The sequence below is a fragment of the Microbacterium sp. CCNWLW41 genome, assembly GCF_037083505.1.
On the sequence record NZ_JBAOJP010000009.1, the window covers coordinates 187,094 to 201,035 of the forward strand.

At 70.9% G+C, this 13,942-nt stretch carries 13 protein-coding genes; 5 read left to right on the forward strand and 8 right to left on the reverse strand.

Translation table 11 applies throughout. The annotated features are described in order from the left end of the window. Positions 1 to 9 precede the first annotated feature (9 nt). The 4 genes from V6R91_RS27390 (at position 10) to V6R91_RS27405 (ending at position 2,716) form a co-directional block, all read left to right on the forward strand. Positions 10 to 1,224, forward strand: a complete 1,215-nt coding sequence (locus V6R91_RS27390; RefSeq protein ID WP_336397854.1) for a phosphoglycerate kinase — start codon at positions 10 to 12, stop codon at positions 1,222 to 1,224. Continuing rightward, positions 1,215 to 2,006 (forward strand): triose-phosphate isomerase, encoded by a 792-nt coding sequence (gene tpiA, locus V6R91_RS27395; protein ID WP_336397855.1) that lies wholly within the window; start codon positions 1,215 to 1,217, stop codon positions 2,004 to 2,006. Before V6R91_RS27390 ends, tpiA begins: the two co-directional genes overlap by 10 nt. Before the next feature lie 105 nt (positions 2,007 to 2,111). Next, positions 2,112 to 2,360 (forward strand): preprotein translocase subunit SecG, encoded by a 249-nt coding sequence (secG, locus tag V6R91_RS27400; protein WP_336397856.1) that lies wholly within the window; start codon positions 2,112 to 2,114, stop codon positions 2,358 to 2,360. Further along, the gene (locus V6R91_RS27405; RefSeq protein WP_336397857.1) at positions 2,360 to 2,716 is read left to right on the forward strand and encodes an RNA polymerase-binding protein RbpA; all 357 of its coding nucleotides are present in this window, start codon (positions 2,360 to 2,362) and stop codon (positions 2,714 to 2,716) included. Before secG ends, V6R91_RS27405 begins: the two co-directional genes overlap by 1 nt. A gap of 80 nt (positions 2,717 to 2,796) precedes the next feature. Here the strand turns inward: V6R91_RS27405 and pgl are convergent, their stop codons facing one another. From pgl to tkt, 6 genes are read right to left on the reverse strand one after another with little or no spacing between them, the layout of a single operon-like run. Further along, on the reverse strand, positions 2,797 to 3,576 hold the full coding sequence (gene pgl / locus V6R91_RS27410) for a 6-phosphogluconolactonase (protein ID WP_336397858.1): 780 nt from the start codon (positions 3,574 to 3,576) through the stop codon (positions 2,797 to 2,799). Positions 3,577 to 3,606: 30 nt separating this feature from the next. After that, complete coding sequence (locus tag V6R91_RS27415; protein ID WP_336397859.1) at positions 3,607 to 4,566, reverse strand: glucose-6-phosphate dehydrogenase assembly protein OpcA; 960 nt, start codon at positions 4,564 to 4,566, stop codon at positions 3,607 to 3,609. Further along, the gene (gene zwf / locus V6R91_RS27420) at positions 4,563 to 6,113 is read right to left on the reverse strand and encodes a glucose-6-phosphate dehydrogenase (RefSeq protein ID WP_336397860.1); all 1,551 of its coding nucleotides are present in this window, start codon (positions 6,111 to 6,113) and stop codon (positions 4,563 to 4,565) included. Before zwf ends, V6R91_RS27415 begins: the two co-directional genes overlap by 4 nt. A gap of 14 nt (positions 6,114 to 6,127) precedes the next feature. Continuing rightward, positions 6,128 to 7,750, reverse strand: a complete 1,623-nt coding sequence (locus tag V6R91_RS27425; RefSeq protein WP_336397861.1) for a glucose-6-phosphate isomerase — start codon at positions 7,748 to 7,750, stop codon at positions 6,128 to 6,130. After that, entirely contained in the window at positions 7,747 to 8,868 is a 1,122-nt protein-coding gene (tal, locus tag V6R91_RS27430; RefSeq protein ID WP_336397862.1) for a transaldolase, read from the reverse strand. The genes V6R91_RS27425 and tal overlap by 4 nt, the downstream gene beginning before the upstream one ends. Positions 8,869 to 8,886: 18 nt before the next feature. Continuing rightward, positions 8,887 to 10,989, reverse strand: a complete 2,103-nt coding sequence (tkt, locus tag V6R91_RS27435) for a transketolase (protein WP_336397863.1) — start codon at positions 10,987 to 10,989, stop codon at positions 8,887 to 8,889. 336 nt (positions 10,990 to 11,325) lie between these two features. Here tkt and V6R91_RS27440 point away from each other — a divergent pair, with 336 nt between their 5' ends. Further along, positions 11,326 to 12,267, forward strand: coding sequence for a heme o synthase (locus tag V6R91_RS27440; RefSeq protein ID WP_336397864.1), 942 nt, complete (start codon positions 11,326 to 11,328; stop codon positions 12,265 to 12,267). A 55-nt stretch (positions 12,268 to 12,322) separates the two neighbouring features. Here the strand turns inward: V6R91_RS27440 and V6R91_RS27445 are convergent, their stop codons facing one another. Beyond that, a complete protein-coding gene (locus V6R91_RS27445) occupies positions 12,323 to 12,694 on the reverse strand; it encodes a dinucleotide-utilizing enzyme (RefSeq protein ID WP_336397865.1) in 372 nt (123 codons plus the stop codon). A gap of 94 nt (positions 12,695 to 12,788) precedes the next feature. Then, the gene (locus V6R91_RS27450; protein ID WP_336397866.1) at positions 12,789 to 13,763 is read right to left on the reverse strand and encodes a COX15/CtaA family protein; all 975 of its coding nucleotides are present in this window, start codon (positions 13,761 to 13,763) and stop codon (positions 12,789 to 12,791) included. Positions 13,764 to 13,942 lie beyond the last annotated feature (179 nt).

Consider the following 13,942-nt stretch of genomic DNA (forward strand, 5'->3'; position numbering starts at 1 on the left):
GCGATCACCATGGCTCTGCGCACCCTCGACTCGCTGGGTTCGCTGGCCGGCAAGCGCGTCATCGTCCGTGCTGACCTCAACGTCCCCCTCAAGGACGCGGTCATCACGGACGATGGCCGTGTGCGGGCCACGCTCCCCACGCTGAACGCCCTCATCAACCAGGGCGCCCGCGTCATCGTCTGCTCGCACCTCGGCCGCCCCGACGGCGCGCCCGACCCGAAGTACAGCCTCGCGCCGGTGGCGCAGCGCCTGTCGGAGCTCCTCGGCAAGCCCGTCGCCTTCGCGCGGGACACCGTGGGGGAGTCGGCTCATGAGGCCGTCGCCGCACTCGAGGACGGCGACGTCGCGATCATCGAGAACCTGCGGTTCAACGCCGGCGAGACCGCGAAGGACGACGCCACACGCCGTGCCTTCGCGGAGGAGCTGGCCGCCCTGGGCGACGTGCTCGTGTCCGACGGCTTCGGCGTCGTGCACCGCAAGCAGGCGTCCGTCTACGATCTCGCCGAGATCCTCCCTTCGGCCGCCGGCTTCCTCATCGAGAAGGAGGTCGACGTCCTCGACCGCCTCACCGAGAACCCCGAGCGCCCCTACACGGTCGTGCTCGGCGGCTCGAAGGTCAGCGACAAGCTCGGCGTCATCGACCACCTGCTGCCGCGGGTGGACCGGCTGCTCATCGGCGGGGGGATGCTGTTCACCTTCCTCGCGGCGCAGGGGCACAAGGTCGGGTCGAGCCTCCTCGAGGCCGACCAGCTCGACACCGTGCGCGAGTACATGACGCGTGCCGAGGAGTCCGGGGTCGAGCTCGTGCTGCCCACCGATGTCGTCGTCGCCTCGAAGTTCGGCGCCGACGCGGAGCACGTGGTGACCAGGGCCGACGCGATCGAGGAGACGCCGTTCGCGGCATCCGGCCTGGGACTGGACATCGGACCCGAGACGGGCGAGCGCTTCGCCGCGCTGGTCCGCGACTCCAAGACGGTGTTCTGGAACGGTCCGATGGGCGTGTTCGAGCTCGCCCCCTTCGCCGCGGGCACCAAGGCTGTCGCTCAGGCGCTCACCGCGGTCGACGGCCTGTCCGTCGTCGGCGGCGGCGATTCCGCCGCGGCGGTCCGCCAGCTCGGATTCGCCGACGACGCGTTCGGTCACATCTCGACCGGCGGCGGCGCCAGCCTCGAGTTCCTCGAGGGCAAGAAGCTCCCCGGACTGGAGGTCCTCGGATGGCAGTGAGCACGCGAACCCCGCTCATCGCGGGCAACTGGAAGATGAACCTCGACCACCTGCAGGCGGTCGCGTTCGTGCAGAAGCTGCACTGGACGCTCAAGGACGCCAAGCACGACGACGCGTCGGTCGAGGTCGCGGTCTTCCCGCCCTTCACCGACCTGCGCACCGTGCAGACGCTCCTCGACGCCGACAAGATCCCGTTCGCGCTCGGCGCGCAGGACGTGTCGACGCACGACTCCGGCGCCTACACCGGCGAGGTCTCGGGCGCGTTCCTGGCGAAGCTCGACGCGCGCTACGTCATCATCGGCCACTCCGAGCGGCGCCAGTACCACGCCGAGACCGACGAGGTCGTGGCCTCGAAGGTGAAGGCGGCGATCAAGCACGGGCTCGTCCCGGTGATCTGCGTCGGCGAGACCAGCGAGGATCTCGAGAAGTTCGGTGCGAGCGCCGTTCCGGTCAGCCAGCTGTCCGTCGCGCTGGAGGGCCTGAAGCCCGACGCCGACATCGTCGTGGCCTACGAGCCGGTGTGGGCCATCGGCTCGGGTCAGGCCGCGACGCCGGAGCAGGCGCAGGACGTCTGCGCCAAGCTGCGCGACGTCATCGCGGACAAGCTCGGGGCGGATGCCGCGGCCCGCACCCGTGTGCTCTACGGCGGGTCCGTCAAGGCGGCCAACATCGCAAGCTTCATGCGCGAGCCCGATGTCGACGGCGCCCTCGTCGGCGGTGCGAGCCTCGTCGTCGACGAGTTCGCCGCCATCATCCGGTACCAGAAGCACGTCGGCGTCTGACGCCGTGGCCGGCGGACCGCGGGGCTCCTCGCGGTCCGTCGGCCGACACGTATACTTGACCCTTGTGCGATCGGCGACCGATCGCAGCGAAAGGCTTCAACGACTGTGCAGATCCTCGAGTTCGTCCTGCAGGTGCTTCTCGGCATCACGAGTCTCCTGCTGACCCTCCTCATCCTGCTCCACAAGGGACGCGGTGGCGGCCTGTCCGACATGTTCGGCGGCGGCATGACCTCGGCCCTCGGCTCGTCCGGGCTCGCTGAGCGCAACCTTAACCGGTTCACGGTGGTCCTCGCCCTGGCGTGGTTCGCCTCGATCGTCGCGCTCGGCCTGATCACGAAGTTCCAGGCCCTCTGATGGCGACCGGAGGCAACGCGATCCGCGGCACCCGCGTCGGCGCGGGCCCGATGGGCGAACAGGACCACGGCTTCCACGCGGAGCGCATCGCGGTCTCGTACTGGGACGCCCTGGGCAACGAGACGGTGCGCCACTTCGCCGCGGGCATCCCCGAGGAGGAGATCCCCGAGATCATCGACTCGCCGCACTCGGGTCTTCCCGCCGGTCGAGACAAGGACAACCCGCCCGCGGTCGCCAAGACCGAGCCGTACAAGACGCACCTGGCCTATGTGAAGGAGCGTCGTACCGAGGAGGAGGCCGAGAGCCTCCTCGAGGACGCCCTCAAGCAGCTGCGCGAGCGTCGCGGCCAGGAGTGACCTCCTGAACAGACAAGAAGAGCGGATGCCGACGGCATCCGCTCTTCTCGCCTATGCGCTCGCATGTGATCCGAGCCGCGTCAGTACTCCCGGTCGATGAGCTCGGGCGGAACCTGCGAGGCAGCGGCCTCGTCGACGAAGAAGGTCGTGCGCTTGCGGCCCTTCGCGCCGGCGGCGGGCACGCTGGCGTAGCTCGCCCCGGCGAGCGCGAGGCCCAGTGCGGCGGCCTTGTCGGCGCCGGCGAGGACGAGCCACACGCGCTTGGAGCTGTTGATGACCGGACGGGTCATCGAGATGCGCTCCGGCGGCGGCTTGGGGGAGTCGCGCACGGGGACCACCGCGCGATCGGTGATCTGGATCTCGGCTCGATCGGGGAACAGCGAGGCGATGTGCCCGTCCGGGCCGACGCCGAGGAAGCAGACGTCGAACGACGGCCAGGCACCCTCGCTGCCGGGGAACGCGGCGAGCTCCTCGGCGTACGCGGCGGCAGCGGCGTCGAGATCGGCGCCGTCGTCGCTGCCCAAGGGCGAGTGGATGTTGCCGGCCGGGATGTCGAGGGCGTCGAGGAACGCCGCGCGCGCCGGTGCGTCGTTGCGGTCGGCGTGCCCGCGCGGCACGAACCGCTCATCGCTCCACCAGAAGTGCACGCGCGACCAGTCGATGTCGGCCACGCGAGGGCTGCGGGCGGCGACGGCGAGGACCGCGGCCCCCATCGATCCGCCGGTGAGGGAGACGTGGGCGAGCTTGCCCTCGTCGACCCGCTTGGCCACGCGGCTCAGGAAGCGCGGAGCGACCGACTCGGCGAGTGCCGCGGGATCAGGACTGATGATGACGCGCTTCTCGGCCCAGCCTTCAGGCATTCGCAATCCCGTCCGTCACCCGCACGTCGCTCATCTGGCCAGCGTCTCCTTCGTCGCCGGAGAGTCGAGCAGGTCCCAGCCCTCCGTGATGACTCGACCATACAGGAGGTCCGGGTCCAGGCGACGGAGCTCCTCGGCGAGGCACTCGCGCAGCGTGCGGCGCGGGAAAGCCAGCTCGTGGCTCGGCTGCCCCGGCTGCGTGAGGATCGCGACACCGGGCGTCGGACGCTCCAGCAGCACCTCGCCGCTGGGGCGGACGAGTGCCACCGACTTGATGCCGTGCGGCCACTCCTCGGGGTCGAGGTACGCCCAGTCGACCGGCACGTCGAGGGTGAGCCGCAGCCAGGCCGCGAGCAGCGCGGTGGACGGCGAGTCCGATGCGCCGCGCACCCGCACGCTGAGCACGGGCTCGTACGGCGGCTGGTCGAGGATCGCGGCGAGCTGCTCGCGCCACCGCGTCAGACGCGTCCACGCGAGGTCGGTGTCACCGGGCGCGTACTGCTCGCCGAGGTCCGCGACCCACGCCGACGGGTCGGCCTGCGCGGCGGCATCCGTGATCCGTCGCTGTGCGATGCGGCCGATCGAGGTCTTCGAGATGTGGGCGGGCGTGCGGTTCGGCCACCAGACCACCACGGGCGCGTCCGGCAGCAGCAGTCCCGTGACGAGGCTCTCGAGGTTCGAGCGCCCGGCGTCGCCGAACGCGCGGAGCGTGACGACCTCGCTCGCCCCCGCGTCGCCGCCCACGCGGATCTGCGCGTCCAGGCGCGGATCCTCGTCGTAGCCGTCGGCGATCATCAGCACGATCACGCGCATGGGGTGCTCGCGGGAGGCGTCGTTGGCGGCCTCGATGACCTCTTCGACGGCACCCTCGCGGGTCAGGATGATGAGGGTCAGCACACGGCCGAGCGCGACCGCGCCGCCCTCCTCGCGCACGTTGACCAGTGCGCGGGAGATCTTGCTGACGGTGGTGTCGGGAAGATCGACGATCACGGGCGCCTCCAGCTCCGTCCGTCGCGGGCGAGCATCTCGTCCGCGGATGCCGGGCCCCACGACCCGGGCGAGTACTGTTCGAGCGGACCGCCCTGAGCGTCCCAGAAGCGCTCGATGGGGTCGAGGATCTTCCACGACAGCTCGACCTCTTCGTGCCGCGGGAACAGCGGCGGGTCGCCGAGCAGCACGTCGAGGATGAGTCGCTCATAGGCCTCGGGGCTCGCCTCGGTGAAGGCGTGGCCGTAGCCGAAGTCCATCGTGACGTCGCGCACCTGGGCGCCGGCACCCGGCACCTTCGAGCCGAAGCGGATCGTGACGCCCTCGTCGGGCTGCACGCGGATGACCAGGGCGTTCTGCCCCTGTCCCGAGGTCTGGCTGCGCGGGAACAGGAGCTCGGGTGCGCGCTTGAACACGACGGCGATCTCGGTCACCCGCCGCCCGAGGCGCTTGCCGGTGCGGAGGTAGAACGGCACGCCCGCCCAGCGGCGGGTGTTCACCTCGAGGGTCACCGCGGCGTACGTCTCGGTGGTGGAGTGCGGGTTCATGCCGTCCTCCTCGAGGAAGCCCAGCACCTTCTCGCCGCCCTGCCAGCCGCCCGCGTACTGCCCGCGCGCGGTCGAGCGCGCGAGGTCCGCGGGGAGCGTGACGGCCGCGAGGACCTTCTCCTTCTCGGCGCGGAGGTCCTTGGCCTCGAACGAGATGGGCTCCTCCATCGCCGTCAGCGCCATGAGCTGCAGCAGGTGGTTCTGGATGACGTCGCGTGCCGCGCCGACGCCGTCGTAGTAGCCCGCGCGTCCGCCCACCCCGATGTCCTCGGCCATGGTGATCTGCACGTGGTCCACGTAGTTGCGGTTCCAGATCGGCTCGTACAGCTCGTTGGCGAAGCGCAGCGCCAGGATGTTCTGGACCGTCTCCTTGCCGAGGTAGTGGTCGATGCGGAAGATCGAGTCCGTCGGGAACGCCGAGCGCAGCACGTCGTTGAGTGCGCGCGCGGACTCCTGGTCATGGCCGAACGGCTTCTCGATGACCACACGGCGCCAGCGGTCGGGCCGGTCGGCGGTGTCGTCGACGAGGCCGGATGCCTTCAGCTGCTCGGCGACGAGCGGGAACGCCTTGGGCGGGATCGACAGGTAGAACGCGTGGTTGCCCATCGTGCCGCGCTCGGTGTCGAGCTTGTCGACGGTCTCGCGCAGACGCCGGAACGCGTCGGGGTCGTCGAACTCGCCGGACACGAACCGGATGCCCTGCAGCAGCTGCTGCCAGGTCTCCTCGCGGAACTCGGTGCGCGCGTGCTGGCGCACCGCGTCGTAGACGACCTTGGCGAAGTCCTGGTCCTCCCAGTCGCGGCGGGCGAAGCCCACCAGGGCGAACCCGGGGGGCAGCAGACCGCGGTTGGCGAGGTCGTAGACGGCGGGCATGAGCTTCTTGCGGGAGAGGTCTCCCGTGACGCCGAAGATGACGAGCGCGCTCGGGCCGGCGATGCGGTTGAGGCGACGGTCTTCGGGGTCGCGCAGCGGGTTGTGCCCGCGCGCAATCTCGACGGTCATGGGGCGGTGAGCTCCTACTGGGCCGCTTCGAAGAGCGAGAGCACTTCGATCTGGGGATCGGTCAGGGTGAGGGTGACGACCGGGCGGTCATGGCCTTCGGCGAGCACGCTCGCATCGCCGGCGGCCTGCGCCTGGATGAGCTGGCCGAAGGTGAACGGCCGGCCGGGGATCTCGAGGTCGACGTCGGTCTGCTCGAGGATCTGGAGGAAGACGCCGTTCGCCGGCCCGCCCTTGTGGTACTGGCCGGTCGAATGCAGGAACCGGGGTCCCCATCCGAAGGTGGTGGGCCGGCCGGAGTCCGCGGCGACGAGCTCGCGCAGTCCCGAGAGCTGCGGCAGCTCGAGACGGTTGACGTAGGCGTGGATGGCGACGTAGCCGCCCGCCGGGATCCGCGCCCAGAGCGCGTCCAGGACGCCGGCGACGGTCCCGGATGCCGCCAGAGCGGGGTCGGACACGCGGACCTCGACGTCCTCCGCCGAGAACGCGGGGGCGGTGGGCTCGGGCCGTGCGTCGAGCAGACCTCGCGCGGCGACCTTGGCGGACTCGACGTCGGGCTGGTCGAAGGGGTTGATCCCCAGCATCCGGCCGACGATCGCCGTCGCGTGCTCCCACACGACGAACTGCGCGCCGAGCGAGCCGCTCACGAGGACCTCGCCCTCGTGGTGCTCGAAGAGGTGGAACTGCTTGGCCTCGTCGACGAAGCGCACGATCTGCACATCGTCCGGCCGGGTCTCGACCTCGGGGGAGACCGGCAGCATGACGACCGGCAGCACACCGGTCCCGTCCTTGCCGGTGGACTCGGCGACGAGCTGCTCGATCCAGTCCGGCAGCCCCTCGATGTGGGTGCCGTCGGTGACGAGACCGAGCTTGTCGCGGCGCGGCTCGTCGCCGGCGATCGCGGCGGCCAGGACCAGCGCCGGGTTGTCGGGGCTGTCGATCGCCACCTCGAGGAGCGACGCCTCGGCCTCGTCGAGCAGCTCGGCGATGTCGGCGCCGGCGAGACCGGCCGGCACCAGGCCGAACGCGGTGAGCGCGGAGTAGCGCCCGCCGACCGTCGGGTCGGCGTTGAACACCGTGTAGCCGTCGGCGCGCGCGGACTCGTCCAGCGGGGAGCCCGGGTCGGTGACCACGACGATCCGCTCGGCCGGGTCGATGCCCAGGTCGCGGAACGCCGCCTCGAAGGCCCGCTTGGCCGAGTCCGTCTCGACGGTCGATCCCGACTTGGACGACACCACGAGCGCCGTCCGCGTGAGGTCGCCGCTCTCGGCGTCGCCATCGATGGCGGCGAGCACCTGGCCCGGCGCCGTCGAGTCCAGGATCACCAGCGGCACGCCCGCGGTCTGCGCGATCACCTCGGGAGCCAGCGACGAGCCGCCCATGCCCGCGAGCACGACACGCGTGACCCCGCGCGAGCGGAGGCGCTCGCGCAGCGCGAGGATCTCCGGCACCAGGGGGCGCGAGACGCTGACCGCCTCCACCCAGCCCAGACGCCGGGACGCCTCGTCCTCGGCGGCCGGCCCCCACAGGGACGCGTCGCCGGCCGTGATGCCCGACGCGACGAGGCTCGAGACCAGGCCGGGGAGCGTCTCCTCGACGACCGACTTGACGCGTCCCGACAGGTGGATGTCGAAGCTCATCGGGTGCCCTGGAGGGCGTCCTCGAGGGCGGTCTTCACGGTGCCCTGGAGGTCGTGCCAGGAGGCGATGAACTTGTCGACGCCCTCGTCCTCGAGCACCTGAGTGACGTCGGCGAAGTCGACGCCGGCCGCCGCGAGGTCCGCGAACACCTTGTGGGCGGCCTCGTAGGTGCCGGTGACGGCGTCGCCGGCGATCTGACCGTGGTCGAACGTGGCCTCGAGCGTCTTCTCGGGCATCGTGTTGACGGTTCCCGGGGCGACGAGCTCGGTGACGTACAGCGTGTCGGGCAGCGACGGGTCCTTGACGCCGGTCGAGGCCCACAGCGGGCGCTGGACGTGGGCGCCGGCATCCGTCAGCGCCTTCGCGCGGTCGGTGGCGAACTCCTTCTCGAACAGCTCGTACGCCAGTCGCGCGTTGGCGACGCCGGCGAGCGACTTCAGCTCCGCGGCCTCGTCGGTGCCGATCGCCGTGAGACGCTTGTCGACCTCGGTGTCCACGCGCGAGACGAAGAACGACGCGACGGAGTGGATCTTCGAGATGTCCTTGCCGTTCGCCTGCGCCTGCTCGAGGCCCGCGAGGAAGGCCTCGATGACCTCGGCGTACCGCTCGAGGCTGAAGATCAGCGTCACGTTGACCGAGATGCCCTCGGCGAGCACCGCGGTGATGGCGGGCAGGCCCGCCTTCGTCGCGGGGATCTTGATGTGCACGTTCGGGCGGTCGACCTTCGCCCACAGCTCCTTGGCCTGGGCGACGGTGGCGTCGGTGTCGTGGGCGAGGTCGGGGGAGACCTCGATCGAGACCCGCCCGTCCACCCCGTCGGTCGCGTCGTAGACCGGACGGAAGATGTCGGCGGCGTCGCGGACGTCGTCGGTCGTCGCTGCGAAGATCGCGTCGTCGACCGAGGCGCCGGCGCGAGCCAGCTCGCCGATCTGGTCGGCGTAGGCGTGCCCGCCGCCGCCGATCGCGCCCTGGAAGATCGTCGGGTTCGTCGTGACGCCGGAGACGTTGCGCGTCGAGATGAGCTCGGTCAGGTTGCCCGACGTGATCCGCTCGCGCGACAGGTCGTCGAGCCAGATGCTCACGCCCTCGGCGACCAGCTTCTCGGTGGGGGTGCTCATGCTGCCTTCTCCTCGTGCTTACTCTGCCGCGGCGGCCGCGATGGTCTCGCGGGCAGCCTCGACGACGGCGTCGGCGGTGATGCCGAACTTCTGGAACAGGGTCTTGTAGTCGGCCGACGCGCCGAAGTGGTCGATCGCGACCGAGCGGCCGGCGTCGCCCACGATGCCGCGCCAGGTGAGCGCGGAGCCGGCCTCGACCGACACGCGCGCCTTGACCGCGGCGGGGAGGACCTTCTCGCGGTACGCCTCGTCCTGCTCGTCGAACCACTCCAGCGAGGGGGCCGACACCACGCGGGCGTTCACGCCCTCCGCGGCGAGGGTCTCGCGTGCGGCGACGGCGAGCTGGACCTCGGAGCCCGTCGCGATGAGGATCACGTCGGGGGTGCCGTTCGGCGCCTCGGCGAGGATGTACGCGCCCTTGGCGACGCCCGCGGTCGAGGCGAATTCGTCACCGGATGCCTCGCCCTCGCCGCGCGGGAACACCGGGATGTTCTGGCGGGTCAGTGCGATGCCCGACGGCCCGCCCTGGCGGCGCAGGATCTCGAGCCACGCCGCGGACGTCTCGTTCGCGTCGGCCGGGCGCACCACGGTGAAGTTCGGGATCGCGCGCAGCGTCGCGAGCTGCTCGACCGGCTGGTGCGTGGGCCCGTCCTCGCCGAGCGCGACGGAGTCGTGCGTCCACACGAAGATCGACGGGATGTCCATCAGCGCGGCCAGACGCACCGAGGGGCGCATGTAGTCGCTGAAGATGAGGAAGGTGCCGCCGAACGGACGCGTCGGGCCGTGCAGCTTGATGCCGTTGACGATCGCGCCCATGGCGTGCTCGCGGATGCCGAAGTGCAGCACGCGGCCGTACCGGTCGCCCGACCACTCGTGCGTCGACCATTCGGACGGGATGAAGGACTTGGCGTCCTTGATCGTCGTCAGGTTGGACTCGGCGAGGTCGGCCGAGCCGCCCCACAGCTCCGGGAGCTCCGCCGCGAGGGCGTTGATCACGACACCCGACGCGGCACGGGTCGAGACGTCCTTGCCCGCCTCGAACGAGGGGAGAGCGGATGCCACGTCCGCGGGCAGCTCGCCCGCCTCGAGGCGGTCCAGCAGCGCCTTGCGCTCGGGGTTGGCCGTCGCCCACGCGTCGAAGGACTCCTGCCAGGCGGCGCGCGCCTCGGCGGCGCGGTCCTTCAGCGCACGGGTGCGGGCCAGCACGTCGTCGGCGACGACGAACGACTGCTCGGGGTCGAAGCCGAGGACCTTCTTGGTCGCGGCCAGCTCGTCCGCGCCGAGGGCGGAGCCGTGGATCTTGCCGGTGTTCTGCTTGCCGGGCGACGGCCAGCCGATGATGGTCCGCAGGACGATGAGCGACGGCTTGTCGGTCTCGCCCTGCGCGGCCTCGATCGCGGCGTGCAGCTCGGCGACGTCCTCGACGTACTCGCCGGTCTTCTTCCAGTCGACGGTCTGGACGTGCCAGCCGTATGCCTCGTAGCGCGCTGCGACGTCCTCGGTGAAGGCGACATCGGTGTCGTCCTCGATCGAGATCTGGTTGGAGTCGTAGATCGCGATGAGGTTGCCCAGCTGCTGGTGGCCCGCCAGCGAGGACGCCTCGCTGGTGACGCCCTCCTGCAGGTCGCCGTCACCGGCCACCACGTAGACGAAGTGGTCGAACGGAGACTCGCCCGCGGGCGCCTCCGGGTCGAACAGGCCGCGCTCGTAGCGGGCCGCGTACGCGAAGCCCACCGCCGACGCGAGCCCCTGGCCGAGCGGGCCGGTGGTGATCTCGACGCCCTTGGTGTGGCCGTACTCGGGGTGGCCCGGGGTCTTCGAGCCCCACGTGCGCAGCGCCTTCAGGTCGTCGAGCTCCAGCCCGAAACCGCCCAGATAGAGCTGCACGTACTGCGTCAGCGACGAGTGCCCGGCCGAGAGGATGAACCGGTCACGGCCCAGCCAGTCGGTGTCGGCGGGGTCGTGGCGGAGCACGCGCTGGTAGAGCAGGTACGCCGCCGGCGCCAGGCTCATCGCGGTGCCGGGGTGGCCGTTGCCCACCTTCTCGACCGCGTCCGCTGCCAGCACGCGTGCGGTGTCCACCGCGCGCCGATCGATCTCATCCCACCGCAGTTCCGACACCCGGCCGCCTTTCTCGAGGAGGTTGCGCCCAGAAGCCGGCCGGCTCGCGGCCCTTGTCCGGACGGAGAAGGGGGAATCGGCGACGGGCGCGCGTGGTCTCAGCATAGCGAAGCGGTATACCACCGAGGCCATGCGAGAGGTCTATGTGACGCAGTCTTGCGAAGGCCCTGTCGCCGCCTGTGACATGGCGGTGTCCTGGACGTCACGTTCTGCTCACGCTCGCGGCAGGCGTCATGTGATCCGCGGGCCGCGACCGGGAAGGGGGCGGGCGGGCAGGGCGCGACACGCCGATGACATAGACTTGGGAGGATTCTGCAGGCGGCGATTGCGGGGGCCATGGACATCACGAAGACGGCCGGCGCCGGGGCGCTCGTCGACGGTTCGCACCGGCCGCGTCAGAGCTTCGGCCGCACCGTCCGGGCCTACATCGCCCTGATGAAGCCGCGCGTCCTCGAGCTTCTGCTGGTGACCACCGTCCCGGTCATGATCCTCGCCGAGGGCGGGCTCCCCGACATCTGGCTGGTCATCGCCACCGTCATCGGCGGAACCGCGAGCGCGGGCTCGGCCGCCGCGTTCAACATGTATCTCGACCGCGACATCGACGCGCACATGCAGCGCACGGTGAACCGGCCGCTCGTGACGGGCGAGGTGTCGCCCCGCGGCGCGCTGATCTTCGCGTGGACGCTCGCGGTGTTCTCGACGGTGTGGCTGTGGGTGACCACCAACTGGCTCGCCGCGACCCTGTCCGCCGCGGCGATCTTCTTCTACGTCGTGATCTACACGATGATCCTCAAGCGCCGCACCGAGCAGAACATCGTGTGGGGCGGCATCGCAGGCTGCTTCCCGGTGGTGATCGGCTGGACCGCAGTGACCGGCTCGCTGGCCTGGCCGCCGATCATCCTCTTCGCGCTGGTGTTCCTGTGGACGCCGCCGCACTACTGGCCGCTGTCGATGAAGTACAAGGACCAGTACGAAGAGGTCGACGTTCCGATGCTGGGGGCCACGCGCGCCGGCTCGCAGGTCGGGCTCCAGGTGATCCTGTACGCGTGGGCGACCGTGGTGTGCTCGCTCCTGCTCATCCCCGTCGCCGGGATGGGCGTGGTGTACACGGTCTCGGCGCTGGTGTTCGGCGGCTGGTTCATCTACGAGTCGCACGTTCTGTACAACCGCGCGGTGCGTGGGACCGAGCCGCGACCGATGCGCGTCTTCCACGCGTCGATCACGTACCTCACGCTGCTCTTCGTCGCCATCGCGGTCGACCCGCTGCTCCCGTTCTGACAGGAACGCGAAGAGGCCGCCCGGCTTACCGGGCGGCCTCTTCGTGAACGTGCGATCAGCGCGAGAGCGCGGACTCCTCGGCGGCCGGCTCCGCCTCGGCGGGCGACTCGTCAGCGATCTCGGACTCGGTCCGGTCGGTGAGCTCCACGACCTCGACGGGCGGGTGGGGACGCAGCGTCGAGAGGGCGGCGACGGCCAGCGTGAGCAGCACGCCGATGACTCCCGCGCCGATGAGGGTCCCGCCGAGCTGGGCGATCGACTGGCCGACGTAGACGTCGACACCGGTCGCGGTGCCGTCGGTCAGCGTCGTCGTCATCGAGGCGAGCTCGCCGGTCGTGAGGAACCAGCCGGCGGCGATCGTCGCCAGCGAGACGACGAGAAGGCCCCAGAACGGGATGCTGCGGATGAGACGGGGACGGGTGGGCATAGGGTCGATCACTCCTCGGGATGTGCGACCCGGGTGGCCGCGGCATCCCACCCTCCCAAACGCGCCCGTGCGGCGCCAATCCTCGCGCTATGAATCAGCTGTGGGCGGCGTCGGCCGCGGCGGCCCGCTCCGGCGCCTTCAGGTGCAGCACCACGACGGTCATCGTGGCCGCGGCGAGGGCCGCCAGCACCATGTGCGCGCCGACGGCGAGTTCGGGAAGGCCGTTCCTGGCCTGGTACAGGCCGACGCCGATCTGGACGAACTCGACCGCGAGCAGGACGACCGTCCAGCGCAGCAGCCGGGGCGCCGCGGTCCGCGAGCGCCGGCCCGCGACCAGCAGAGCGACGGTGAGGGCGAACAGCGCATAGCCCGGCCACGCGTGGACGTGCTCGAGGATCGAGGCGTCGAAGCCGTTGCGGCCGGCGTCGGCGTCGCCGGAGTGCGGCCCGGCGCCGGTCGTCAGCACGCCGAAGGCGATGGTCAGCGCCATCGCGAGGGAGGTCGCGTGGGCGAGCACCTCGTGCCAGCGCGGCACGAGCAGTACGCGCGGTCCGGCGGGCTGCGACATCCGCACCAGGAAGGCCGCCGTCACGCACACCAGGGCGAGCGACGCGACGTAGTGGAAGCCGACGATGAACGGGTTGAGCCCGGTGAGCACCGTGATCCCGCCGACGATGGCCTGCGCGGCGACACCGCCCACCACGACCACGGCGAGCACGTACAGGTCGCGCCGCCGCGTGCGCAGCTTGAGCAGGAGGATCAGAACCGCCAGGGCGATGAGCCCGACGACGCCCGTCATCAGCCGATTGCCGAACTCGATGATCGAGTGGATGCCCTCGTCGATCCCCGGCGTGGGGACGAGCGAGTCGGCCGTGCACAGCGGCCAGGTGGGGCAGCCGAGGCCCGACCCGGTGAGGCGCACGGCGCCGCCGGTGCCGATGATGATCACCTCGGCGAGGAACGAGAGCCACGCGAACACGCGGATCCGCCGGTCGACCCGATCGGGCAGCCAGCGCCAGAAGCGCTGCCACAGGCCGGGGTCGGTCTGGGTGGTCTGCTGCGCGGACATGCCGGTCTTGCCTCCAGGGAGAGGCTCCGCGCTCCCCGTGTGACGGACGTCGCGCGTCCGCGGCGGGGTGGAACCTGTAGAATCGAGGGGTCGGTCGCGCGCGCCCTCGGCGCCGCGCACCACCGACAGTCTAGGCGCGATGGTCGGCGCCACTTGAGAGGGCCCGAGAAGCGGCATCC